A 23378-nucleotide genomic window follows, 5' to 3' on the forward strand; every position below is an offset into this window, starting at 1 on the left:
TCAGTCTCCTTCGCGCAACACGCCATCGGCCGCGACACGCAGGCTGAACAACCCACCGTGACCGACTTCGACATTCAGCAGGTGCTCACGGGGCAGGCCTCGTGCGCGCGCCAGCAGCAGACGCATCACCCCGCCATGACTGATCAACAGGACGCGCTCACCGGCATACGCGCGATGCAGCCGTGCGACCGCACCCAGAACCCGCTGGGAAAAATCCTCAACCGCTTCACCCTCGGGCGGCGTGAAGCTGTACGGGTCGGCCCAGAACCGTCCGAGCCCGTCGGCATCGGTTTGCATCAGTGCGGCGGCACTCTGCCCTTCCCACGCGCCGAAGTGCAATTCCTGCAGGTCCTTTTCCAGACTCACGGGCAGGTTGAGCCGGGCCCCCAGCTCGTCGGCAAACCGTGCGCAGCGTTGCAGGGGTGAACTGATCAAACGATCCCAGGGCCCCTGCTGCGCTACGGCGGCGCGCATCTGTGCCCAGCCGTTGGCGGTGAGTGCGTCGTCCAGGCTGCCACGCAGGCCGCCGCCCAGTTCGGTTTCACCGTGGCGCAGCAGGTCCAGATGCAAGGTCATGCGGGGCGATCCGCCACGGCGGCTTCGGCGAAGGTCGCCATTTGCCCGTGCAGTGCGCAGGCCAGGCGCAACAACGGCACCGCCAGTGCCGCGCCGCTGCCTTCGCCCAGGCGCAGGCCCATGTCCAGCAGCGGTTGCGCGTCCAAGTGTTGCAGCACATGGCGGTGGCCTGGCTCGGCGCCGCGATGGCCAAACAGCAGCCATGGGCGGCAGGCCGGATTCAAGCGCGTGGCCACCAGTGCGGCGACGCTGCAGATGAAACCGTCCACCAGCACGGCGATACCGGCCTGGGCACAGGCGAGATAAGCGCCCACCAACGCGGCGATTTCAAAGCCGCCGAGGTTGAACAGCGTCTGCAACACATCGCCGCGCTCGGCAGCATGCCGTGCCAACGCGCGTTCAATCACCGCTACCTTGTGACTGACGCCCTGGGCATTCAAGCCAGTGCCCGGCCCGGCCAGGTCGCTGACTCGGCAATCGAGCAAGGCACACGCCAGCGCGCTGGCCGCCGTGGTGTTGCCGATGCCCATTTCACCGCCGATAAACAGTTGCGTGCCCAGTTCCAACGCGCGCCGTGCGCTGTCGCGTCCGGCCTGCAACGCCTGTTGGCCTTGGGCGGCGCTCATCGCCGGGGCATGCACGAAGTTGGCGGTACCCGCGCCGATATTCAGGTGACGTACGCCGGGCAGGTTCAGCGCGGGTGTCACCGTGCCCAGGTCGACCACCTCCAACCGTGCCTGCAGTTGCCGCGCCAATACGCTGATGGCTGCGCCGCCGCTGACAAAGTTGTGCAGCATTTGTGCGGTCACCGCCTGGGGAAACGCCGACACGCCCTCGGCTACCACGCCGTGGTCGCCGGCAAAGATTGCGATCCACAGCTGATCCACCACCGGCTTGACCTGGCCTTGCAGGCCGGCCAATTGCACCGCCACCGCTTCGAGCTGGCCGAGAGAACCGGCGGGCTTGGTCAATTGCTGCTGGCGTGCCAAGGCGTTTTCATACGCGATGGTGTCGACTGCCTTACAGGGATCCAGCCACCAGGTGTCAGTCATAACGCAATACCTTTCAATGTCAGGGGCAGTCCGGCGACCGTCAGCACCACGCGCTGACACCGCTCGGCCAAGGCTTGATGCAGCCAACCGACTTCATCCACGTAGCGGCGAGTCAATTCGCCCAGCGGCACGACACCCAGACCGGTCTCGTTGCTGACAAAAATAATCTCCCCCGGCAGCGTGGCCAGGGTTTCAAGCAAGTGGTCGCGTTCCAGCGCCAGGCGCTCGGAGTCTTCGAGCATCAGCAGGTTGGTCAGCCACAGGGTCAGGCAATCCACCAGCAGACAGCGGTCGGTGGCGGCATTTTCGCGCAGCACCCGCGACAGCTCGATCGGTTCTTCGATCAGGCCCCAGTGCGCCGGACGCCGCTGGCGATGCAAGGCCACCCGTGCGTTCATTTCGCCGTCCCGCGGTTGACTGGTGGCGATATAGATAACCGGCAACGCGCTGTCGGTGGCGAGCGTTTCCGCCAGGCGACTTTTGCCGGAGCGGGCGCCGCCGAGGATCAGTTGGTGCATGGGGCCACTCCACACAGGGTGCGCAATAAATCGGTATCCAAATGCTGCTCCACCAGATCCGCCAGGCGCTCGATATCGCGCTCGCGCAGGGCGTGATAATCCACCGCCTGCACCTGCGCCAGCCCGGCCCAGCGCAGCAATGCGCCGCAAGCGGCCGGCGTTTCGAACAAACCATGCAGGTAGGTGCCGAAGATCTGCCCGTCGGCACTGCGTGCGCCATCATGGCGCCCGTCGTCCAAGCGCACGGCGGGGCTTGCCAGGGCTTCGCCGGACGTCACCCCGGCATGGATCTCATAACCGTTGACCTCGGCATCTTCCAGCAGCAAGCGCCCGCGCACGTTGCGCAACTGCTTGTCCTCTTCCAGGGTGGTGCTGAACGCCAGCAGCCCCAGGCCGGCGCTGGAACCGGGCGGCCCTTCCAGGCCCAGCGGGTCATGCACCTGCTCGCCGAGCATCTGCAGCCCGCCGCAGATGCCCAGCACCTTGCCGCCGTAGCGCAAGTGTCGCGCCACGGCATTGTCCCAGCCATTGGTGCGCAGGTAGGCGAGGTCGGCGCGCACGCTTTTGGAGCCCGGCAGGATGATCAGGTCGGCGGCCGGGATCGGTTGGCCAGGGCCGATAAATTGCAGGTCCACCTGGGGGTGCAGGCGCAGTGGGTCGAAATCGGTATGGTTGCTGATGCGCGGCAGCACCGGCACAACTACTTTGAGTACCTGGGCGGCCTTGTCGATCTGGCGCCGATCGATGCCGTCCTCGGCTTCCAGGTGCAGATCCATTACATAGGGCAGGACGCCGACCACCGGTTTGCCGGTGTGCGCCTCCAGCCAGTCGAGGCCGGGCTGCAACAGTGCGATGTCGCCGCGAAAACGGTTGATGATAAAGCCCTTGACCCGCGCCTGTTCGCTGGGCGAGAGCAATTGCAGGGTGCCCACCAGGTGCGCGAACACGCCGCCACGGTTGATATCGGCAATCAGCAGCACCGGGCAGTCCACCGCTTCGGCGAAACCCATGTTGGCGATGTCATTGGCGCGCAGGTTGATCTCCGCCGGGGAGCCCGCGCCCTCCACCATCACCACCGGGTAAGCCGCGCTGAGTCGCGCGTGGGAGGCGAGTACGGCCTGCATGGCAATGGCTTTGTAATCGTGATAGGCCACGGCGTTCATGGTCGTGACGGCACGGCCATGGATGATCACTTGAGAACCGGTATCGCTGTTGGGTTTGAGCAGCACCGGGTTCATGTCGGTGTGGGGCGCCAGGCGCGCGGCCTGGGCCTGCACGGCCTGGGCGCGGCCGATCTCGCCGCCCTCGGCGGTCACGGCGCTGTTGAGCGCCATGTTCTGCGGTTTGAACGGGGCGACGGCGACGCCCTGGCGGATCAGCCAGCGGCACAGCGCAGTCACCAGCGTGCTTTTGCCGGCGTCGGAGGTGGTGCCTTGCACCATCAGCGTACTCATGGAAGGGCCTTGTAGGCAGCCAGGGCCTCATCGAGGCGCAGCCAGTCGGCCTCGGTGTCGGGCAGGCCGAAGCGCAAGCTGCTGTTGTGAACAAACAAGCGCAACAGGATGCCGCGCTGGGCCATGAATTCATGCATGCGCTCGGCATGCGGGGTGATCAGCCACTGGAACAACGCGCAGCCGCCGTGGGGCTCGAACCCCTGTTGTTCAAGCAATGCGTACAAGCGCTGGCCGGCCTCCAGGCAGCGCGCGCGCTGGCGTGCCTGCCCTTCTGTGTCGCGCAGGCAGGTTTGCCCCACCACCCGCGTAGGGCCGCTGACCGCCCATGGCCCGACCTGCTCGGCGAGCAACTTGAGCAATTTGCGCTCGGCCAGCACAAAGCCCAGTCGCACGCCGGCCAGGCCGAAGAATTTGCCGAACGAACGCAGCACGATCAAACCGACAAGATGGGTTTGACCGGCCAGGCTCAAGTGCGGCGTCACATCCATGAACGCTTCGTCCACCACCAGCCAACCACCACGCTGGGCCAGGCGCGCGTGCCAATCCAACAGGCGTTGCGGGCTCAGGCTCAGGCCGGTGGGGTTGTTGGGGTTGACCACCACCAGCACATCGAGACCGTCGAGGAAAAAGTCGACTTCCTGCTCCTGCACCTCGCGCACCACGTAACCGGCGCGACGCCAGGCCTCAGCGTGTTCGGCGTAGCACGGCGACACCACCCCGACCTTGCCGGCCCGGCGCAGACGCGGCAGCAACTGGATCGCCGCCTGGGAACCGGGCACCGGCAACAGGTGAGCCGCGCCGTAGTACGCGCTGGCGGCCTGCTCCAAACCATCGTCGGTTTCCGGCAGGCGTGCCCAGGCGCGCAGCGGGATTTCGGGGATCGGCCAGGGCCAGGGCGCGAGGCCGCTGGACAAGTCCAGCCAATTAGCCTCAGCGATCCCGTATTGAATGGATGCCTTACGCAGTCGACCGCCATGTTCAAGCATAGAATTGCGCCCCCGCGCATAGGATCAGCAGCCACAACCATACGCCGCGCTGCACCAGTTGCCAGCCCCGCTCGATGGCGTCGGCGTCCGCTGCCGGGCCTTCGCCCAGTGGCGGGCGTTGGTGCAGTTGGCCGTGATAAATCGCTGCACCGCCCAACTCGACGCCCAATGCACCGGCGCCTGCCGCCATCACCGGGCCGGCGTTGGGGCTGTCCCAGGTCGGGCCCTGGGTGCGCCAGCATTTGAGCGCCAGACCGGTTTTGCCGAGCACGGCGTAGGTCAACGCCACCAGGCGTGCCGGAATATAATTGAGCACGTCGTCGATTTTTGCCGCCGCCCAGCCGAACCGTTCGAAGCGTTCGTTGCGATAGCCCCACATGGCATCCAGGGTGTTGCTCAGTCGGTACAGCACCACGCCAGGCACCCCGGCCACCACAAACCAGAACAGTGCGGCAAATACGGCATCGCTGCCGTTTTCGAGTACCGACTCGGTAGCGGCGCGGGCCACTTCGGTGCTGTCCAGTTCGCTGGTCTGGCGGCTGACCAGATAACTCACACGCGTGCGCGCTTCTGCCAGGTCATCGCTGCGCAGCGCCTGGGCCACGGGCAGCACATGCTCGCCCAGGCTGCGCATGCCGAGGGCGCAGTACAGCGCGAGGATCTCCAGCACCCAACCGATATAAGGCGCCCACGACAACGCCGTGGCCAGCAGGGTCAGCGGCACCACCACGATCACCCAGGCGGTGACCCCATGGCTGCGCCAGCCGCGCCCGCCGCTGTTGAAACGCTGCTCGATGCGCCCGGCAAAATTGCCGAACGCCACCAGCGGATGCCAACGCCTGGGCTCGCCCAACAGCGCATCCAACGCCACGGCGGCGACACACAGCAAAGCCACACTCATCGACTCACTCCCCACGTATTTTCATACAACATGTCACTCAGCGGTCGAGGCTCGGCCCAGCCTTCGAGCTGCAACATCGGTGCTGGGTAAAACTCGGCCACCGGGCCCAGGCATAACACCGCAAGCGGCTTGGCACCGGCGGGCAGCCCCAAAAGATCCGCCAGGGCCTGGGGCTCGAACAACGAGACCCAGCCCATGCCCAGCCCTTCGACGCGGGCCGCCAGCCACAGGTTCTGGATCGCACAGGACAGGGAAGCCATGTCCATTTCCGGCAAGGTGCGGCGACCGAAGATATGCCGCTCACGATCCTCCATCAGCGCCGCCACCAGGACTTCGGCGCAGTCGTGGATGCCTTCGACCTTGAGCTGCATGAACTCGTCAGAACGCTCGCCGAGCGCTTCGGCGGTGCGCACGCGTTCTTCCTCCACCAATTGTTGAATCTGCCCACGCAACACGCGGTCGCTGATGCGGATAAAACGCCACGGCTGCATCAGGCCGACACTCGGCGCCTGGTGCGCGGCCTGGAGCAGGCGCTGCAGCAATTGGGGAGCGACGGTGCCACCGGTGAAGTGGCGCATGTCGCGGCGCTCAGCGATGGCGCGGTAGACGGCGTCGCGGTCGGCCTGGGGGAAAGCGTTGTCGGTCATGACCCTATCGGGGGCAAGCCCCCTCCCACAGTGGAGGGGGTTTCAGCCAGGTCCGGGGCAAACAAGGCGGCGACCGCCGTCGGATTCGACGGGAAATAGAAGTGTACGTAAGAGGCAGTCATCCGCCCCTGTCGGAAGACTGCCTCGGCACCGCGCCCACCGTTCGGGCTTTGGCCACGGGCAATCGGCTGCCACTCCGTGCTGGTCAGGGAATGATGGTAGGTATGGCCACGCAGTACGCCTTCGGGCAATTCGACGCTTTGCAGGGCCAGGGCGGCGAGTTTTTTCTGCATGACGGCATCGCCCTGCAGCAGGCCGACCAGTTCGGCTCGATTGCCGTCGACATCGGTGAGCGAGTCCAGCAGATACAACATGCCGCCGCACTCGGCGAGCAACGGTTTGCCGGCCGCGTGGTGGGCGCGGATCGCGGCCAGCATCGGGGTGTTTTGCGCCAGGGCCTGATGATGCAGCTCCGGGTAACCGCCGGGCAGGTAGAGACTGTCGGCGTCGGGCAGTGCGCGGTCGTGGATCGGCGAGAAGAAGTGCAACACGGCGCCCATCGCCCGTAGGAGGTCGAGGCTGGCGCCGTAGGTAAACGCGAAAGCTTCGTCGCGGGCCACGGCGATGCGCACACCGGCCAGCAACGGCTCGGCTTCCACGATCGTCGGCGCGGCGAAAGTGACCGGCGGCGGCACCGCGACTTCGCAACTGCTGCCCAGGGCTTGGGCGGCAGCGTCCAGGCGCAGGTCGAGGTCATTCAGTTCGCTGGCCTGCACCAGCCCCAGGTGACGGCTGGGCAGCTCGATCCCGGTTTCGCGGGACAGCGCGCCGTACCAGCGCAGGCCTTCGGTAAGGCTGCCTTCGAGCAGTTGCGCATGGCGCAGGGTGCCGACACGGTTGGCCAGCACCCCGGCGAACGGCAGGTCCGGCTGGTAGCGCGCCAGGCCCAGGGCCAGGGCGCCGAAGGTCTGGGCCATGGCGGTGCCGTCGATCACACCCAGCACCGGCACGCCGAAATGCCGGGCCAGGTCGGCGCTCGAAGGTGTGCCGTCGAACAGGCCCATCACGCCTTCGATCAGGATCAAGTCGGCCTCGCCGGCGGCTTCCCACAGCAGACGGCGACTTTCCTGCTCGCCCACCATCCACATGTCCAATTGGTACACCGGCGCACCGCTGGCGCGCTCGTGGATCATCGGGTCCAGGAAGTCCGGGCCGCATTTGAACACGCGCACCTTGCGCCCCAGGTTGCGATGCAAACGGGCCAGCGCGGCGGTGACCGTGGTTTTGCCCTGGCCGGACGCCGGTGCGGCGATCAGAACCGCCGGGCAATGACGGGGCTGATTCAAAGTTCGACGCCTTTCTGTGCCTTGATACCGGCCTGGAAGGCATGTTTGAGCATGCCCATTTCGGTGACGGTGTCGCCCATCTCGATCATTTCGGGCTTGGCGCCACGGCCGGTGACCACCACGTGCTGCATCGGAGGGCGGGCTTGCAGGTCACTGAGCACTTGGTCCAGGTCGAGATAACCGTGCTTGAGGGCGATGTTCAGTTCGTCCAGCACCACCAGGCCGATGGCAGGGTCTTGCAGCATCGCGCGGGACACGGCCCAAGCGGCCTCGGCGGCGGCGATGTCGCGTTGGCGGTCCTGGGTTTCCCAGGTGAAGCCTTCGCCCATGACGTGAAAGCGCACTTGTTCGGGGAAGCGTCGGAAGAACAACTCTTCGCCTGTGCTGTGGCGGCCCTTGATGAACTGCACCACGCCGCATTGCATGCCGTGGCCCATGGCCCGGGCCAGCATGCCGAAGGCCGAGCTGCTCTTGCCTTTGCCATTGCCGGTCAGTACCAGCAGCAAACCGCACTGATTGGGGGAATTGGCGATGCGCTCGTCGATCACGGCTTTTTTGCGCAGCATGCGCGCCAGGTGGCGTTCGTCGCGGTCGGGGGAATCGGTCATGGCAGCTCTCCGTTGGGGCTGGACAAAAACGGCGGGCAGGAAAAAACACAATCAGACAGCCAAGCATCGCCCACCGTGATGCTGTTGAATGGTCCAGGCCGGTCTCCGGGCTCATAAGTGGCCGTACCCTGGCGAACCAGGAGCGGACCCACGCTGCGCCTTCCCATATCGCACGCGATACAGTGGCCAAAGGCAGCGTCTTGACTCATTTACCGTTGCGGGGGCAGCGCCGGAATTGCGGCAGCACTGTGTATAAGTGCGCTCACTCACCGGCTTCCCTGTTTCACTCCGTCGACCCTTGGGTCACAGAGCACCTGAAACAAGCCGCGAAGGTTAGTGGGTTGGGGGTGGAGCGTCAATTAAAGCCGGCCTTGTACTTGAACCATCGTACCCGCGCCCTCCTCTATCCCTACAGGTATCAAGGAGAACACCATGCGTAAAACCAGACTCGCCTTACTGATCATGCTCGCCGGCACTCTTGCCGCCTGTGGCGAAAGCTCCACGTTGCAGATCAGCGACGGCACCGGGCCATCGCCTAAGCTGCCGGAACCGAACAAGACGCTGATCCCCACCGTCAATATCGCCCCTGCCATCGGCTGGCCCGAGGGCGTCCAGCCCACCGCAGCACCCGGCCTGCAGGTGAGTGCTTTTGCCGAAGGCCTGGACCACCCGCGCTGGCTGTACGTATTGCCCAATGGCGACGTGCTGGTAGCTGAAACCAATGCACCGCCCAAGCCGGACGATTCGAAGGGTGTGCGTGGCTGGGTAATGGAAAAAGTCATGAGTCGCGCAGGCGCCGGTGTACCCAGCCCGAACCGCATCACCCTGCTGCGCGATGCCGACCACGACGGCGTGGCCGAAACCCGTACGGTGTTCCTGGAGAACCTCAATTCGCCGTTCGGCATGACGCTGGTGGGCAATGACTTGTACGTGGCCGACTCGGACAAACTGCTGCGTTTCCCCTACCAGCCAGGTGAAACCGCGATCAAGCAAGCCGGCACTAAAGTCGTGGACCTGCCGGGCGGCCCGCTGAATCACCATTGGACGAAAAACGTGGTGGCCAGCAAGGATGGCAACCAGTTGTATGTGAGTGTGGGCTCCAACAGCAACGTCGGCGAAAACGGCCTGGAGGCCGAACAGGGCCGCGCCGCGATCTGGGAAGTCGACCGCGCCAGCGGCCAGCACCGCCTCTTCGCCTCAGGCTTGCGCAACCCCAACGGCATGGCGTGGGAACCCCAGAGCGGCAAGTTGTGGACCGCAGTGAATGAGCGCGACGAAATTGGCAGCGACCTGGTGCCGGACTACATCACCTCGGTCAAGGACGGCGCTTTCTATGGCTGGCCTTTCAGCTACTACGGCCAGCACGTGGACGAACGCGTCACGCCGCAGAACCCGGATCTGGTGGCCAAGGCCATCGCCCCGGATTACGCGGTAGGGCCACATACCGCCTCTCTGGGCCTGACCTTCGCCGACGGCAGCAAGTTGCCAGCCGCCTACAGCAACGGCGCCTTTATCGGCCAGCACGGCTCGTGGAACCGCAAACCCCACAGCGGCTACAAAGTGATCTTCGTGCCATTCGAGGGCGGCCAGCCCAAAGGGCAACCGCTGGATGTACTGACCGGCTTCCTCGATAAAGATGAGAAAGCCATGGGCCGGCCGGTGGGCGTGGTGATTGATCGGCAAGGCGATTTGCTGGTGGCCGATGATGCCGGGAATAAGGTGTGGCGGGTGTCGGCCGCTCGATAGGCGCTGTGAAAAACTGTGGGAGGGCGTTGCACCCTCCCACAGCGGATTCAGGGATTGCGCGCCAAATGCTCAGCCGGCAATACGCGTTTGGCACTCAAGTAAGCATTCTGCCAATACGCCTTGGACAAGGTGTCCAGCTTTACCGTGCCGCCGGTTTGCGGGGCGTGCACAAAGCGGCCCTCGCCCACGTAGATGCCGGCATGGCTGACTTGGGAGCCTGCGCCGGTGGCAAAGAACAACAGATCACCGGTCTGCAGGTTCTGCGCGCTGACGTCCTGCGCACGCATGCCGATCAGCTCTCGGGTAGTGCGAGGCAGGGAAATGCCGGCGGCGTCGCGGAACACGAAGCCGATCAGGCCGCTGCAATCAAAGCCTGAATCGGGCGTGTTGCCGCCCCAGCGATAAGGCGTGCCGACCAGGCCGAGCGCACGAAACAGCACGTCTTCGGCGACAGGCGAGTCATTCTGGGTGGTATAGGTGAAGACCGGCTTGGGCTTGACCGCAACAGGCGCGGGCGGTGGCCGGTTGGCGCAGGCGCTGATCAGCGCGGCGCAGAGGATAAGAATCAGGCGGGCCGAGGTCGACATGTGCAGAACAATCCTGGTCTGGATGCGGCTTTCGCTGCCGAACGTTGAAAACCAGAACGCGCGAGCAAGGCTCGCGCGAACGGATTACAACAATGTCCAGGGATTCTAGCGCTTACACGTCAAACTTCAAGTATCACTTTAACTTTACTTGCTGGCGGTAACCGTGGTCGGAGCCATCGCCAGGGCACGCTTGGCCTCGATGAAGGTTTTGCTCCAGTAGCTGTCACCCAGACTGTCGACTCGGACACCGCCACTGCGACGGCTGCTGGAGTGAATAAACTGGTTATCGCCCAGGTAGATACCGGCGTGGCTTACGCGGCCACGACCACTGGTACTGAAGAAAAGCAGATCGCCGGGCTTGAGGTTGTTACGCGCGACCAGCGGTGCATTAACGTTGATCATTTCACGCGTCGAACGCGGCAGATTCATGCCGGCCTCTTCACGGAACAGATAACCGATAAAGCCGCTGCAATCGAAACCGGCTTCCGAGGTGCCGCCGAAACGGTAGCGAGTACCGATCAGGGACATGCCGCGTTCAAGGATGCTGTCGGCCAGAACTGGAAGCTGGTAAGGCTTGTTGCCGGAGAAGTCGGCCAGTTCCTTTTCGGTCGCCACTTCTTCCTCATAAACAGTGGAGGACTGGGCTGCGACGAATTTTGCCTGGTTTTGAACCTGTGGTTTCTGCTGTTCCGCCACCTGTTGAGGGTGGGACGCGCAACCAAACAACAGGGTAACGAGTGCGAGAGGCACGAGGGGTGCGAAGCGATTTAGCATGGGCACGACCGTGGCTGATGGATAAAGAAGCCGCGACTATGCCCTCTATCACATCGATTTGCAAATTCAATCGTGGCTTTTGTGACTTGGCGATTAGACGCTGACATCTAAGCCGTAATTCCATTTATCGACAAAATTGCGTAGCTCACCGGGCTTAAACGCAGGTTTTCTGACGCCTGTAAAATGTCGAAACATTGAAAATCCACGAGTTACCAACCCAACGTCTCTTTGAGAAAAGGGATCGTCAATTTTCTTTGCGCCTGCAATGAGGCCTGGTCGAGCTGTTCAAGCAGATCGAACAGCGCGCTCATGCTGCGGGTACCCCGGGTCAGAATAAAGTGCCCGACTTCATCGGTCAGGTGCAGACCGCGACGCGAGGCGCGTAGTTGCAACGCGCGCAATTTGTCTTCATCGGACAGAGGGCGCATCTGGAAGATCAGCGCCAGGGTCAGGCGCGATTTGAGGTCGGCGAGTTTTATCGGTAATTCCCGCGGCGAAGTCGAAGCCGCAATCAACAGGCGCCTGCCGCTGTCACGCAGGCGGTTGAACAGATGGAACAGTGCCTCTTCCCAATCCGCTTTGCCGGCGATGGCCTGCAGGTCGTCCAGGCACACCAGCTCGTATTGCTCGAGGTGGTCGAAAATCCCGATACCGCGATCCATCAACTCCGCCAGCGGCAAGTACACCGCCGGCTCGCCCATCTGTTCGAAACGCAGGCACGCGGCCTGCAACAGATGAGTACGCCCCACGCCGTGCTTGCCCCACAGATAAATCAGGCTTTCAGTCCACCCGGCGTCGGCTTCGCAGAGCCGCTCGACATAGCCGAGTGCAGCGGCGTTGGCGCCTGGGTAGTAATTGATGAAGGTGGCGTCGTCACGCAGACGCACACCCAAGGGCAGCTGAATCGGTTTCATGCTGACTGAACGGCTCCCATCGAACCGTTAGTGGCCTCTGTGAAAAGTTTGCGAAGTTTATACCCGTGACGTCGGGCGCACAATGCAGCAGACCCCAAGCAAAATCAAAGGTTTGCGTTAACCCGTTGGTTTTACGCGAATTGTTTGACGCCAAGCCTGCCTGAACGCCACACCCGGCGTTGCGCCGGGTGTGGGTCATAGCGACTACAGGTCGGGGTCTTCAATCCCGGTATAGACATCCGAATCCTTGTAGAGATCATGCGCATGGCGCACCAGCACCATGATCACCGCCGCCACCGGCAGCGCCAGCAGGATACCGGTGAAACCGAACAGCTCACCTCCTGCCAGGATCGCGAAGATTACCGCCACCGGGTGCAGACCGATTCGGTCACCGACCAGCAGGGGCGTGAGCACCATGCCTTCCAGGGCCTGGCCGACCATAAACACAGCAACAATGCCCAGCATCGGGTACAGGTCACCGCCAAACTGGAAAAGACCCGCCACCAGCGCCGCGCCGATCCCGATGACGAACCCCATGTACGGCACGATGGCGGCCAGACCGGCAATCAGGCCGATCAACAGACCCAGCTCCAGGCCAATAGCCATCAAGCCGGCGGCATAGATAATCCCCAGTGCCAGCATCACCAGTAACTGGCCCCGCACGAACGCACCCAGGACTTCATGGCACTCTTCGGCCAGGGACACAATGCGCTCTTCGCGGTCACGCGGCAGCAGGCTGCGGACCTTGGCCATCATGATGTCCCAGTCACGCAGCAGGTAAAACGCCACCACCGGAATCAGCACCAGGTTGGTCAACCAGCCGATCAATGCCAGGCCGGACGCCGTGGCCTGGCTGAGTACCACCCCGACGATGTCGCCGGTCTGGCCCATATGCTCGCTGATCGCCGCCTTGACCTTGTCGAACTTCCAAAAGCCATCCGAAAGCCCCAGCTTGGCCTGGGCCCACGGCATCGCCGTGTGCTGCAGCCAGTCGAGCATTTGCGGTGCCAGTTCGTACAGCCGGTACAACTGCTTGACCAGCATCGGCACCAGCACCAGCACCAGAGCCGTGATGATCAAGGTGAACAGCGCGAACACCGTGACAACACCGAGCGTGCGCGACAGGCCAGCCTTCTCCAGGCGATCCACCACCGGATCGAACAGATAGGCCAACAGCAACGCGACCAGGAACGGCGTCAGGATCGAATGCAGCAAAAACACAAAAACGCACAGCAGGACGATCCCGCCAAGCCACACCCAACGACGCGTATCCGCCATAAACCACTCCATTTATTTGCTTCTATCTATATAAGGAAGAACATTTACCAGCGAAACCGCAGTTGCGCCTGGGGTTCGGATGCGCTGGCCGGTGGCGTTCCATCGCCCACAGGCTGCGCTTCACCTGCCGCAATCTCCTGCAACTTGCCCAGGCTCAACTGGGTGCGCAACTGCTCGGCGTTGCCATTGACGCGATACACAATGCGATTGCCATCAACCAGCAGCGGCTGAGCGCCAAATGGCTCCAGCAGATGCCCCAGCGTCGCATAGCGCTCCAGATTCATGCCCTGCACCTCCAGTAACTGCTCAGTGCTGACACCCGGCTTGACCGCAAAGCGCGGCGCCAGCTTCTGGCTGACCGCCAGCATCACCGCATCCGCCAGCGCAGCGGTGTCTGTGCCTTGGGCGGTGCCCTGCTCGGCCTTGTCGCCCAACCACAGGCGCCACTTGGCCTGCCATTGATTGCCTTCCTGACGCGCGTGCACCGCCAGCAAGGCGTCGGCACCGTAGCGTTCGGAAGCGGCGCGCAACGGCGTGGCATCGGCGCTTTCCAGATTCGGCGCGGTGGCCACCACTTGCTCTTCCAGATCGCCCATGGGCAGACGCAGCGGCAAGCCGCGGTGTTGCGCTGCACGGCGCAGGGCCTGGGCAACGGCCTGGCCATCGCCGACCAGGCTGCTGCCTTCGGTGGAGTCGTTCAGCCACCAGCCCAGGATCGAAGGTCGATTGCTGCCCCAGATCGACAGGCCCGCGTCACGCAACGCGCGGTCGGTACTCACCGGGTCGAAATCCACCTGCAGGCTTTCCGGCGGACCGGCGTCGTAGCCGTACTGGCTGATGATTTGCTGCGGGTCTTTGCGCACCGCCGCCAGGCCCGGCCCTTCGGCGGCCTTGGCATCGCCGGTCAGGCGAATCACCAGCGTCTGCACCGCGCGCTGGGTGGCCTGGTCGCGCTCCTGGGGCGACTGGCTGCTGACCGGTTCAAGTACTTGATAAAGACCATTGAGGGTTTCGGCATGACTCGCCAGGCTGACCAACGACAAACAGCCCACAAAAAACACATTACACAGACGCATGAAAGATTCCCGAACGACAGATTTAGCGGCTGGAACAAACCGCGCGAACTCGGTTTCGCCAGGCTGTGACCATGGCAACCGGTGAAACATTCGCGGGGTCTCGGTAAGTTTTCGTACTGTCACAGTACTAGCGGATTCAAGGCTATACCTTAATACGCGCTGAAGCCGAGCCGATTAGCATTTTTTAATCCGCTTTTTTAGTCGATATGGCCCTGCCCGTCGGCCCGAGGATGGCCGCTGCCCCGCAAGCCTGATAAAATCGCGCGCCTTCGCAGACCGTCAACGGCTGGGCCTCTTTTTCAAACGCCCCCGCCCGCCCGGTCGTTACCCAGAAATCCCCCCTAAAGGCCTGGATCATGAGCAAGCAACCCTCCCTGAGCTACAAGGACGCCGGTGTAGACATCGACGCCGGTGAAGCATTGGTCGAACGCATCAAGAGCGTCGCCAAGCGCACTGCGCGCCCTGAAGTCATGGGCGGCCTGGGCGGTTTTGGCGCCCTCTGCGAAATCCCGGCCGGCTACAAGCAGCCTGTGCTGGTGTCCGGCACCGACGGTGTGGGCACCAAGCTGCGTCTGGCCCTGAACCTGAACAAGCACGACAGCATCGGCATCGACCTGGTAGCCATGTGCGTCAACGACCTGGTGGTGTGTGGCGCCGAGCCGCTGTTCTTCCTCGACTACTACGCCACCGGCAAGCTGAACGTGGACACCGCGGCACAAGTGGTCACCGGCATCGGCGCCGGCTGCGAGCTGGCGGGTTGCTCCCTGGTGGGCGGCGAAACCGCTGAAATGCCGGGCATGTACGAAGGCGAAGACTACGACCTGGCCGGTTTCTGCGTCGGCGTGGTGGAAAAAGCCGACATCATCGACGGCTCCAAAGTGGCCGCCGGCGACGCCCTCCTCGCCCTGCCATCCTCCGGTCCTCACTCCAACGGCTACTCGCTGATCCGCAAGATCATCGAAGTGTCCGGTGCCGACATCGAAAACACCCAGCTCGACGGCAAACCGCTGACCGACCTGCTGATGGCGCCAACCCGCATCTACGTCAAGCCACTGCTCAAGCTGATCAAGGACACCGGCGCGGTAAAAGCCATGGCCCACATCACCGGCGGCGGCCTGCTGGACAACATCCCGCGCGTGCTGCCAAAAGGCGCCCAGGCCATCGTCGACGTGGCCAGCTGGCAGCGCCCTGCGGTGTTCGACTGGCTGCAGGAAAAAGGCAACGTCAACGAGACCGAAATGCACCGCGTGTTGAACTGCGGCGTAGGCATGGTCATCTGCGTGGCGCAGGAACATGTGGAAACCGCGCTGAACGTATTGCGCGAAGCCGGCGAGCAGCCTTGGGTCATCGGCCAGATCGCCACCGCTGCGCAAGGCGCGGCTCAGGTTGAACTGAAGAACCTTAAGGCGCACTGATGCCTGCAACCTGTGATGTCGTGGTGCTGCTCTCCGGCACCGGCAGTAACTTGCAGGCCCTGATCGACAGCACGCGCACCGGCGACAGCCCGGTGCGCATCGCTGCGGTGATTTCCAACCGCAGCGACGCCTACGGCCTGCAACGCGCCAGGGATGCGGGGATCGAAACCCGCTCGCTGGATCACAAGGCGTTCGACGGCCGCGAGGCCTTCGACCGCGCCCTGGTCGAACTGATCGACGCCTTCAACCCCAAGCTGGTGGTACTGGCCGGCTTCATGCGCATCCTCAGCGGCGATTTCGTGCGCCATTACGCCGGGCGCCTGCTGAATATCCACCCTTCCCTGCTGCCCAAATACAAGGGCATGCATACCCATCAGCGTGCCCTCGACGCCGGTGACCGCGAGCATGGCTGCAGCGTGCACTTCGTCACCGAGGAACTCGATGGCGGCCCTCTGGTCGTACAGGCAGTGGTTCCGGTAGAGTCTGACGACTCGGCGCAGACGCTTGCGCAACGGGTTCACACCCAGGAACACAGGATTTACCCGCTGGCGGTTCGCTGGTTTGCCGAGGGGCGGTTGATTCTCGGTGACCAGGGTGCATTATTGGACGGTCAGTTACTCGCGGCCAGCGGCCACTTGATTCGAACCTAGGAGATTTTATGCGTCGCGCCTTGCTCTTCGCTTTTGCGCTATTCGCCTTGCCTGCCGTGCAAGCGGCAGACCTTCATCCCTTCTCCGTAAGCTATACCGCTGACTGGAAACAGTTGCCCATGAGTGGTTCGGCCGAACGCAGCCTGACCAAGAACCCAGACGGCACGTGGACCTTGAACTTCAAGGCCTCGATGATGATCGCCAGCCTGACCGAAACCAGCGTGATCCTGTTTGACAAGGACAGCCTGCAACCGAAGAGCTACACCTTCGAACGCGGCGGCCTGGGCAAGGCCAAGAAAATCAACCTGGACTTCGACCAGGCGACCAAGAAAGTCACCGGCTTTGAAAACAAGGACGCGGTCAATGTGCCCCTGCAAAGCGGCATGCTCGATAAGTCGACCTACCAGTTGGCCCTGCAGCGTGACGTCGCCGCCGGCAAAAAGAGCATGAGCTACAACGTGGTGGAAGGCACCGACGTCGACACCTATGACTTCCGTGTAATCGGCCCGGAAAAAGTACAGACCAAGGTCGGCGCCATCGACGCGATCAAAGTCGAGCGCGTGCGTGATCCGACGCAAAGCAAGCGCATCACGCAGATGTGGTTTGCCAAGGACCAGGGCGGCATCCTGGTTGCCCTGCGCCAGGTCGAGACCGACGGCAAGGAATACAACATCATGCTGCAGGACGGCAAAGTTGACGGTAAAGAGGTCAAAGGCAGCTGATCCAAACGCAAGACCAGGAGCCCCGCAAATGCGGGGCTTTTTTTCGCCTGGGTTTTGTCGCTCGCACCCGTGCGATAAGCCTTTGCACATGAAACTTTCGTCATCTAACCCAGCGCTCTAAAGCGCAACGCCTTGGTTTATCTGGCCTGCAGCATTGTTGCGTATGACGCAATGAATTGTTGCGGGCAAAACCGGTTTACTTAGCAAGCTAACAAAACATATAACGAAGGCCTGCGACGACTTGCCGCAGATCCACCAGAGATTGGAGCAAGCAGATGACTGTAAAAGTAACTGAACGCGACGATGCACATATGTCCCACGAAGCCTTGGGCCATGGGATTCACATCTGGGATGTACACCAACAAGACCTGCTGGTCGGCATGTTTCACAACGAGAGCGACGCTCAGAACTACAAGAACGAGCTCGAAACCCTTGAGATGAGACGCCAGGCACAAAACGTCTGAACCGCTGAAAGTGCGCAGGCGCTGCGTCCACGACACGGAGCACCTGCGAAACAAAACCCCGCCTTCGAGCGGGGTTTTGCGTGGTCAAGACGGTACTTTTTAATCACCGCATAAAACCAGACACGTCTTACAAAAATTGCATCTACGTACTACGGGCTGCGTTAAAAAACCTGAACAGGCCCATTCCAGAGCCTCCCAAGCCCGCCTCCCCGCCTCCAAAGCGACACAGTTGCCTTGAGACACCCCGCCCCAGCCAAGCGCGAATAAACGTGGGCGTCTATTCGAGTAACAAAAAATAGACATTTGATAATGGTTCTCGATACTATCGCGCCGCCTTCGACTCAGTATCCAGGATAAGGAATTCGACTTGATGTACGGAAACAGCATGACGCCTGAATCGTCCCTGCTCGCACGGTGGAGCGAAGCACTGGCCACCTCGACCTTCCAGGCGAATCACATCACCCTCGAAGACCTTGCCGGCACCTTGCAACCCGCCGCTGAACGTAGCTTTCAACGGCTGCTCCAGGCACTGTTCCGCGAAGCGCTGCTGGCTCCCGACACCTGTACCTACGACGGTCATGGCCATTGCTGGCTGGTGTTGCCGGACCAGTCGCGCCTGTGCTTCGAGCATCTGCGTCCAGGCCGTATGGCCAGCTGGGATCTGCGCGGGCGCGTCGTGCATGTGCGCGAGGGTCAGCCGGCGCTCAAACTGCAGTTCCCCTCGCAATTGCTGACGCTGCTCAACAGTACGCTTCAAACCCCTGCCGCGCCGGATGTACTGAATCGTCTGAACACTGAAATTGACGACAGCTTCGTGAACGACACGCTGTGCCTGGCCTTTCACGCGCATTGGACGCTGAAGCTTCAGGCCGCCATGCTACCTGCCCACGCGGGCAACCTGCTCAGCTATCTCAAGCAGGATCCACAGGTCGCCAACGCGACCTGCGTGTTGGAGCAATGGGGCACGCTGGGCCATCCCTGGCACCCCAACTACAAAACTAAATTGGGCTTGAGCACCGAGCAGGTGATCGCGTTCTCGCCGGAGTTCGAAGCGCGCTTCCCGGTGTTGCTGTGCGCCTTGCACCGTCAATACGCACACGTTGAAACGCTGGCCGGTTCTGCGGATTACTGGCCGTGGTGGCAACAGCATTTTCCCCAGGCCGCCCGGGAATTGGCCGACGTGCTGACCGCGCAAGGCCTTGCACCCGCGGACTATCTGCCGCTGCCCGCTCACCCCTGGCAGGCTCGCCAGGAGTTGCCACAGCTGTTCGCCAATGAGATCAGCGACCGGCTGCTGGTGCTCAGCGAGATTGTCGCGTTTACAGCCCACCCCACCATGTCTTTTCGCACCGTATTGCCGGACGGCCGCTGCGATGCACCGATGGTCAAGCTGCCAGTCTCGCTACGCCTGACCAGCGTGCAGCGTACCGTTTCACCACGTTCGGCGCGTATGGGGCCGCGTATCAGCGAGCTATTGTTGAGCATTCTTTCCCGTGAGCCGGGTATCTCCAAGCGGCTCAGCATCGTACCGGAGCGAATCGGCGTGCACTTCAAGCCGCAACCGGCCAATGACGAACATTCCCGTCACCTCGCCGTGCTGTACCGCGATAACCCGCTGAGCCAGCTGCAATCGGGGGAAATGGCTGTGCCGGTCGGCAGCCTGTTCGCCCTCGACCAGCACGGCGAACCGCTGCTGCGACACTGGGTACGCCTGAGCCAGGGCCGGGACGATGCCCAAGGCATGCGCGCGTTTTTCCGTGATTACGCCGCGATCACGGTGCCGGCGCTGTTGGGCATGTACCTGCGCTACGGCGTCGCATTCGAGGCCCATCAGCAGAATTCCTTTATGGTCATGAGCGACGACGGGCAACTGAGCCGCCTGTTGCTGCGCGACTTCGGCGATATCCGTATCGACCGCAAGACCTTGCATGGCCAGGGTCTGGACATTGAGCTGCACGACCCGAAAATGACCTTGTACGACGACGCCAGCTTCGTACGTGACAAGTTGCTGCACACGGTTTTCATGTGTCATTTGGGCGAGCTGGTCCTGCTCAGCGCGCGTCATTTCGAAATGCCCGAGGCGCAGCTGTGGGATGAACTGTCAGCCCAGGTCAGCCAGTGTTTCGACGCGCTGCGCGACCAGGTCGAGCCCCAACGCTGGCGGACCGAACGCGCAGCACTGCTGGAGCAGGCATGGCCGGCCAAGTCGTTTATGCGCATGCGCCTGTTGGAAAGCCACGCCGATATTGTCGGGCGGCTGCGCAACCCGCTGAGTGCCGCCGCCAATGGGCTCTGACCGTACGGCGTTGCGGTTGCTGGTGATGATTCAGTTGGTGTCGATGGGCGCCATGGAAATGAGCGGGCCTTTCTGGCCGTTGCAAATCCAGAAACTGCTCGGCGTTGCCGATGCTCATTACACTGGGCTGCTGTCATCTCTGGTGTACGCCGGGCCGATGATGGCGGCGATGCTCCTGACACCGATGTGGGGCCGTCTGGGTGACCGCACCGGTCACAAGCCGATGATCCTGCGCGCGCTGCTGGCGCTGGCGGTGTGCCAGGCGCTGGCAGCGATCGCACAGGATCCGTGGTTGCTGGTGGCAATCAGGGTCGTGCAAGGCGCGTTGGCGGGCTTTATCGCAGCGGCCCAGGCCTACGCTCTGGCGTGCTGCGGCGACGGCGGACGCGGGCACATCCTAGCGCGGCTGCAATCGGCGACCGCCGTGGGTTCGCTGGCAGGCCCGGTATTGGGCGGCTGGCTGATGGACGTCTCGGGGTTCGCCCTGCTGTGCTACAGCGCCACTGCGGTCTGCCTGCTCTGCGCAGCGCTAAGCCTGTGGCTGCCCAGCGATACACCGCGCGCACGACCGGCGCGCAACGCGACCCGCGCCGCGCTGCCCAAGGGCTGGCTCGGCGCGATGCTTGGCATCATCGTGTTGATCCAGGCGGCCAAAATGATGCCGCAGCCGTTCTATGCGCTGTACGTGGCCGATGTGCTGCACGCGCCGGCGTGGTTGATTGGCGCCAGCTATGCCGCCAGCGCGCTCACCCTGGCGCTTTCCGCGCCGCTGTGGGGTCGCCTGTTCGACCGGCACCCACCGGCGCATACGCTGCGCATCATCGAATGGGTCACGTGGGCCTGTGCCCTGACGCTGGCATTCACCGCCATGGCCAGCGAGTGGCTGGGGTTTCTCGCCAGCCGGCTGCTGTGGGGCGTATGGCAAGGCGCATTGCTGCCTGTCGCTTATACGTTGATCGCCAGCACCGTGCCCCCCAGCCAGCAAGGGTTTGCCCTTGGGCTGGGTAATAGCGCCGCCAAGGCCGGCGCGCTGTGTGGCGCGCTGATCGGCGGTATCGGCATGGGGATGGTGGGCCTGGCGCACAGCTTCTGGCTGGTCGCGCTCACCTATGCCGTGGCGGCCGTGGGCATCCGGGGGATCCGCGGGCTGGCGCGCGCGCCTGAGCCGTCCGATTTTTCTGTCAATACTTCTAATAACTCAAAGGCAAGGTCATGAATAAACCACACTTGGCACTTCTACTGCCCTTCCTCGGCTCACTCAGCAATGCTGCCTGGGCCGATACCGCGGAGCAAACCCAGGCAGCTCCCACTAACCTGCAGTTGCAGGCAACCGTGGTCTCGGCCACGCGCAATGAAACCAGCATCGCGGCGATCCCGGGCTCGGTGCAGGTCATCGACGAAGCGCAGATCCGTCAGCAAACGGGCGCCGGGCGCCGGGTCGCGGACATCCTCGGGCAGTTGGTGCCGGGCATTGCCCCTTCCAGCGGCGGAATGAGTAACTTCGGCCAGACCCTGCGCGGGCGCAATACGCTGATCCTGATCGACGGCGTGTCCCAGAACGCCACGCGCGACAACTTCCGCCAGCTCAACAGCGTGGCGCCGGAGAGCATCGAGCGTATCGAAGTAATTTCCGGCGCCAGCAGTGTCTACGGTGCGGGGGCCTCCGGCGGCATCATCAACATCATCACCAAGCGCAACAAAGGTGAGGACCTGGCGTTCAGCAGCAAAATCGGCATGACCTCCGGCAACAATTTCAACCGTAAAGGCTTTGCCTACGAGGCATTCCAGAGCGCCACCGGCCGCCAGGGCCCGGCGGACTGGTATTTGTCCGCCAATACCGTGCAACGCAACGACCAGTTCGACGGCAACGGCAAGCGCATCCCCCAGGACACGTCCCAGGGCAGCAACATGGACACCGACACCTACGACCTGCAAGGCCGTTTCGGCTACGAGTTGGATGACGATAAAAAGATCAGCCTGTCGCTGCAGGACTACAAGGACGAACAGGATACCCGCTACACCAAGAACCCACGCATCACCAGCACTGCCGTTGCGGTCAAAGGCCTGGACCTGGACGACCAGCCGTCCACCCACAACCAGGCCGTCAACCTCAACTACACCGACCGGGACTTCTACGGTCAGGGCCTGCAGGTGGAAAGTTACTGGCGCCGCGCCGACGCGCTGTTCTTCCCGGACCTGTCTCGAGGCCGCGCCGGGGTATCGGACAATAACAGCGTGCAGGACGTGTACGGCCTACGCGCCGCCATCGACACGCAAATGCCGGACATCGGCCGCGCCACCGGCAACCTGGTGTGGGGCGCGGATTACGATCACGAGACATCCCGCCAACGCGGTGACCAGTACCGGGTCAATGGCCTGACCTACACCAAGACCGGCACTACCTTCGAGTTGGGCCCGGACATCCAGACCACTACCAAAGCCATCTTCGGGCAGCTGTCCTACGACATTGATGACTGGACCCTACGCGGTGGTGTGCGCCGCGAATGGATCGAAAGCGATGTGGACGACAGCATCGCCTACGGCGAAATCGTGCAGACCGGCAATCGCGCGACACTGCCGGGGGGCACCCTCAAGTATGACGACACCCTCTACAACCTGGGCGCGGTGTACCACCTGAGCGAAAACCAGGATGTGTTCGTCAATTTCAGCCAGGGGTTTTCCCTGCCGGATATCCAGCGTTTCCTGCGTGACGTGAGCAGTCGATACGATATCCAGAACCTCAACGCCCAGGCGCTGAAAGTCGACAGCTACGAGCTGGGCTGGCGTGGCAATTGGGACAAATGGCTGGCCAATGTCACCGCGTATGAAAACACCTCGGACGTCACACAGTTCTACGACGCCAACGACCGTGTGCTGCGCCTGGTCAGCCAGAAAGAGCGCGTGCGCGGTATCGAAACCAGCCTGACGTATAACGTTACCGATGAGTGGTCAGTCGGCGGAACCTACGCCTACGCCAAGGGCGAGACGCGCCAGAACGGCCAATGGATTGACCTTCCGGCCACGCGCATCGCGCCAGCCAAGACTACCGCCTTTATCGGCTATGACCGCGGCGACTACAGCCTGCGCCTGCAAGGTATGCGCCTGGCCGACTACGACGTCGCGTTCAAGGACAATAACGGTCGCGATATCAAGGGCTACACATTGGCCGATCTGCTGGGATCGGTGCGGTTGCCGGTGGGGCGCCTCGAAGGCGCGGTCTACAACCTGACTAATCGCAACTACCAGAACATGTTTGCCCAGGCGAATGCGCGCGCGCCCTATCCGAACGCAGAGGGGCGCACGTTCAGCTTGAGTTACGCCGTGGATTGGTGAGGGAAACTCCCCTTGTAAAAGCGCTTCAAGAAGAA

Annotated in this window: 22 protein-coding genes and 1 riboswitch; of the genes, 8 read left to right on the forward strand and 14 right to left on the reverse strand. The window is 62.8% G+C overall.

What is annotated here, in order from left to right:
- Genes cobC through cobO form a run of 9 tightly spaced genes read right to left on the reverse strand, consistent with a single transcriptional unit; the run spans window position 1 to window position 8088 of the window.
- On the reverse strand, window positions 1–576 hold the full coding sequence (cobC, locus tag PSH94_RS17995) for an alpha-ribazole phosphatase family protein (protein WP_253508786.1): 576 nt from the start codon (window positions 574–576) through the stop codon (window positions 1–3).
- Window positions 573–1628: a nicotinate-nucleotide--dimethylbenzimidazole phosphoribosyltransferase gene (cobT, locus tag PSH94_RS18000; RefSeq protein WP_305435507.1), complete on the reverse strand. Its 1056-nt coding sequence runs from the start codon at window positions 1626–1628 to the stop codon at window positions 573–575. Before cobT ends, cobC begins: the two co-directional genes overlap by 4 nt.
- Window positions 1625–2146 carry a bifunctional adenosylcobinamide kinase/adenosylcobinamide-phosphate guanylyltransferase gene (gene cobU, locus PSH94_RS18005; RefSeq protein ID WP_305435508.1) on the reverse strand — a complete coding sequence of 174 codons (522 nt, stop codon included), beginning with the start codon at window positions 2144–2146 and terminating at the stop codon, window positions 1625–1627. The genes cobT and cobU overlap by 4 nt, the downstream gene beginning before the upstream one ends.
- Window positions 2134–3600, reverse strand: a complete 1467-nt coding sequence (locus tag PSH94_RS18010; RefSeq protein WP_305435509.1) for a cobyric acid synthase — start codon at window positions 3598–3600, stop codon at window positions 2134–2136. The genes cobU and PSH94_RS18010 overlap by 13 nt, the downstream gene beginning before the upstream one ends.
- On the reverse strand, window positions 3597–4586 hold the full coding sequence (cobD, locus tag PSH94_RS18015) for a threonine-phosphate decarboxylase CobD (protein WP_285427968.1): 990 nt from the start codon (window positions 4584–4586) through the stop codon (window positions 3597–3599). Before cobD ends, PSH94_RS18010 begins: the two co-directional genes overlap by 4 nt.
- Entirely contained in the window at window positions 4579–5487 is a 909-nt protein-coding gene (cbiB, locus tag PSH94_RS18020; RefSeq protein WP_181075932.1) for an adenosylcobinamide-phosphate synthase CbiB, read from the reverse strand. The genes cobD and cbiB overlap by 8 nt, the downstream gene beginning before the upstream one ends.
- Entirely contained in the window at window positions 5484–6134 is a 651-nt protein-coding gene (gene bluB / locus PSH94_RS18025; protein ID WP_181075934.1) for a 5,6-dimethylbenzimidazole synthase, read from the reverse strand. Before bluB ends, cbiB begins: the two co-directional genes overlap by 4 nt.
- Window positions 6131–7480: a cobyrinate a,c-diamide synthase gene (locus tag PSH94_RS18030; protein ID WP_305435510.1), complete on the reverse strand. Its 1350-nt coding sequence runs from the start codon at window positions 7478–7480 to the stop codon at window positions 6131–6133. The genes bluB and PSH94_RS18030 overlap by 4 nt, the downstream gene beginning before the upstream one ends.
- Window positions 7477–8088 (reverse strand): cob(I)yrinic acid a,c-diamide adenosyltransferase, encoded by a 612-nt coding sequence (gene cobO / locus PSH94_RS18035; RefSeq protein ID WP_181075938.1) that lies wholly within the window; start codon window positions 8086–8088, stop codon window positions 7477–7479. The genes PSH94_RS18030 and cobO overlap by 4 nt, the downstream gene beginning before the upstream one ends.
- Before the next feature lie 78 nt (window positions 8089–8166).
- Window positions 8167–8421: riboswitch (cobalamin riboswitch) on the reverse strand.
- A 99-nt stretch (window positions 8422–8520) separates the two neighbouring features.
- On the opposite strand from cobO, the gene PSH94_RS18040 reads away from it, so the two are divergent.
- Window positions 8521–9834: a sorbosone dehydrogenase family protein gene (locus tag PSH94_RS18040; protein WP_305435511.1), complete on the forward strand. Its 1314-nt coding sequence runs from the start codon at window positions 8521–8523 to the stop codon at window positions 9832–9834.
- A 47-nt stretch (window positions 9835–9881) separates the two neighbouring features.
- On the opposite strand, the gene PSH94_RS18045 is transcribed toward PSH94_RS18040, so the two are convergent.
- The 5 genes from PSH94_RS18045 to PSH94_RS18065 form a co-directional block, all read right to left on the reverse strand.
- Window positions 9882–10421, reverse strand: coding sequence for a C40 family peptidase (locus PSH94_RS18045; RefSeq protein WP_181075942.1), 540 nt, complete (start codon window positions 10419–10421; stop codon window positions 9882–9884).
- Window positions 10422–10565: 144 nt separating this feature from the next.
- The gene (locus PSH94_RS18050; RefSeq protein ID WP_181075944.1) at window positions 10566–11195 is read right to left on the reverse strand and encodes a C40 family peptidase; all 630 of its coding nucleotides are present in this window, start codon (window positions 11193–11195) and stop codon (window positions 10566–10568) included.
- 209 nt (window positions 11196–11404) lie between these two features.
- Window positions 11405–12109, reverse strand: a complete 705-nt coding sequence (gene hda / locus PSH94_RS18055) for a DnaA regulatory inactivator Hda (RefSeq protein ID WP_025855817.1) — start codon at window positions 12107–12109, stop codon at window positions 11405–11407.
- A gap of 204 nt (window positions 12110–12313) precedes the next feature.
- Window positions 12314–13387: an AI-2E family transporter gene (locus PSH94_RS18060; RefSeq protein WP_305435512.1), complete on the reverse strand. Its 1074-nt coding sequence runs from the start codon at window positions 13385–13387 to the stop codon at window positions 12314–12316.
- Window positions 13388–13431: 44 nt separating this feature from the next.
- A complete protein-coding gene (locus tag PSH94_RS18065) occupies window positions 13432–14463 on the reverse strand; it encodes a DUF2066 domain-containing protein (protein ID WP_253508797.1) in 1032 nt (343 codons plus the stop codon).
- Window positions 14464–14819: 356 nt separating this feature from the next.
- Here PSH94_RS18065 and purM point away from each other — a divergent pair, with 356 nt between their 5' ends.
- The 7 genes from purM (at window position 14820) to PSH94_RS18100 (ending at window position 23343) form a co-directional block, all read left to right on the forward strand.
- Window positions 14820–15878, forward strand: coding sequence for a phosphoribosylformylglycinamidine cyclo-ligase (gene purM, locus PSH94_RS18070; protein WP_181075949.1), 1059 nt, complete (start codon window positions 14820–14822; stop codon window positions 15876–15878).
- Window positions 15878–16528, forward strand: coding sequence for a phosphoribosylglycinamide formyltransferase (gene purN / locus PSH94_RS18075; protein ID WP_181075951.1), 651 nt, complete (start codon window positions 15878–15880; stop codon window positions 16526–16528). The genes purM and purN overlap by 1 nt, the downstream gene beginning before the upstream one ends.
- Before the next feature lie 8 nt (window positions 16529–16536).
- The gene (locus PSH94_RS18080) at window positions 16537–17250 is read left to right on the forward strand and encodes a DUF3108 domain-containing protein (RefSeq protein WP_181075953.1); all 714 of its coding nucleotides are present in this window, start codon (window positions 16537–16539) and stop codon (window positions 17248–17250) included.
- Between the two features lie 275 nt (window positions 17251–17525).
- Window positions 17526–17714, forward strand: a complete 189-nt coding sequence (locus PSH94_RS18085; protein ID WP_181075955.1) for a hypothetical protein — start codon at window positions 17526–17528, stop codon at window positions 17712–17714.
- 370 nt (window positions 17715–18084) lie between these two features.
- Window positions 18085–20010 (forward strand): IucA/IucC family siderophore biosynthesis protein, encoded by a 1926-nt coding sequence (locus PSH94_RS18090; protein WP_305435513.1) that lies wholly within the window; start codon window positions 18085–18087, stop codon window positions 20008–20010.
- The gene (locus tag PSH94_RS18095; protein ID WP_181075959.1) at window positions 20000–21226 is read left to right on the forward strand and encodes an MFS transporter; all 1227 of its coding nucleotides are present in this window, start codon (window positions 20000–20002) and stop codon (window positions 21224–21226) included. The genes PSH94_RS18090 and PSH94_RS18095 overlap by 11 nt, the downstream gene beginning before the upstream one ends.
- Window positions 21223–23343 (forward strand): TonB-dependent receptor, encoded by a 2121-nt coding sequence (locus PSH94_RS18100; protein WP_305435514.1) that lies wholly within the window; start codon window positions 21223–21225, stop codon window positions 23341–23343. Before PSH94_RS18095 ends, PSH94_RS18100 begins: the two co-directional genes overlap by 4 nt.
- Window positions 23344–23378 lie beyond the last annotated feature (35 nt).

The organism is Pseudomonas sp. FP2254, from assembly GCF_030687695.1.
In the GTDB taxonomy this organism is placed as follows: domain Bacteria; phylum Pseudomonadota; class Gammaproteobacteria; order Pseudomonadales; family Pseudomonadaceae; genus Aquipseudomonas; species Aquipseudomonas quebecensis.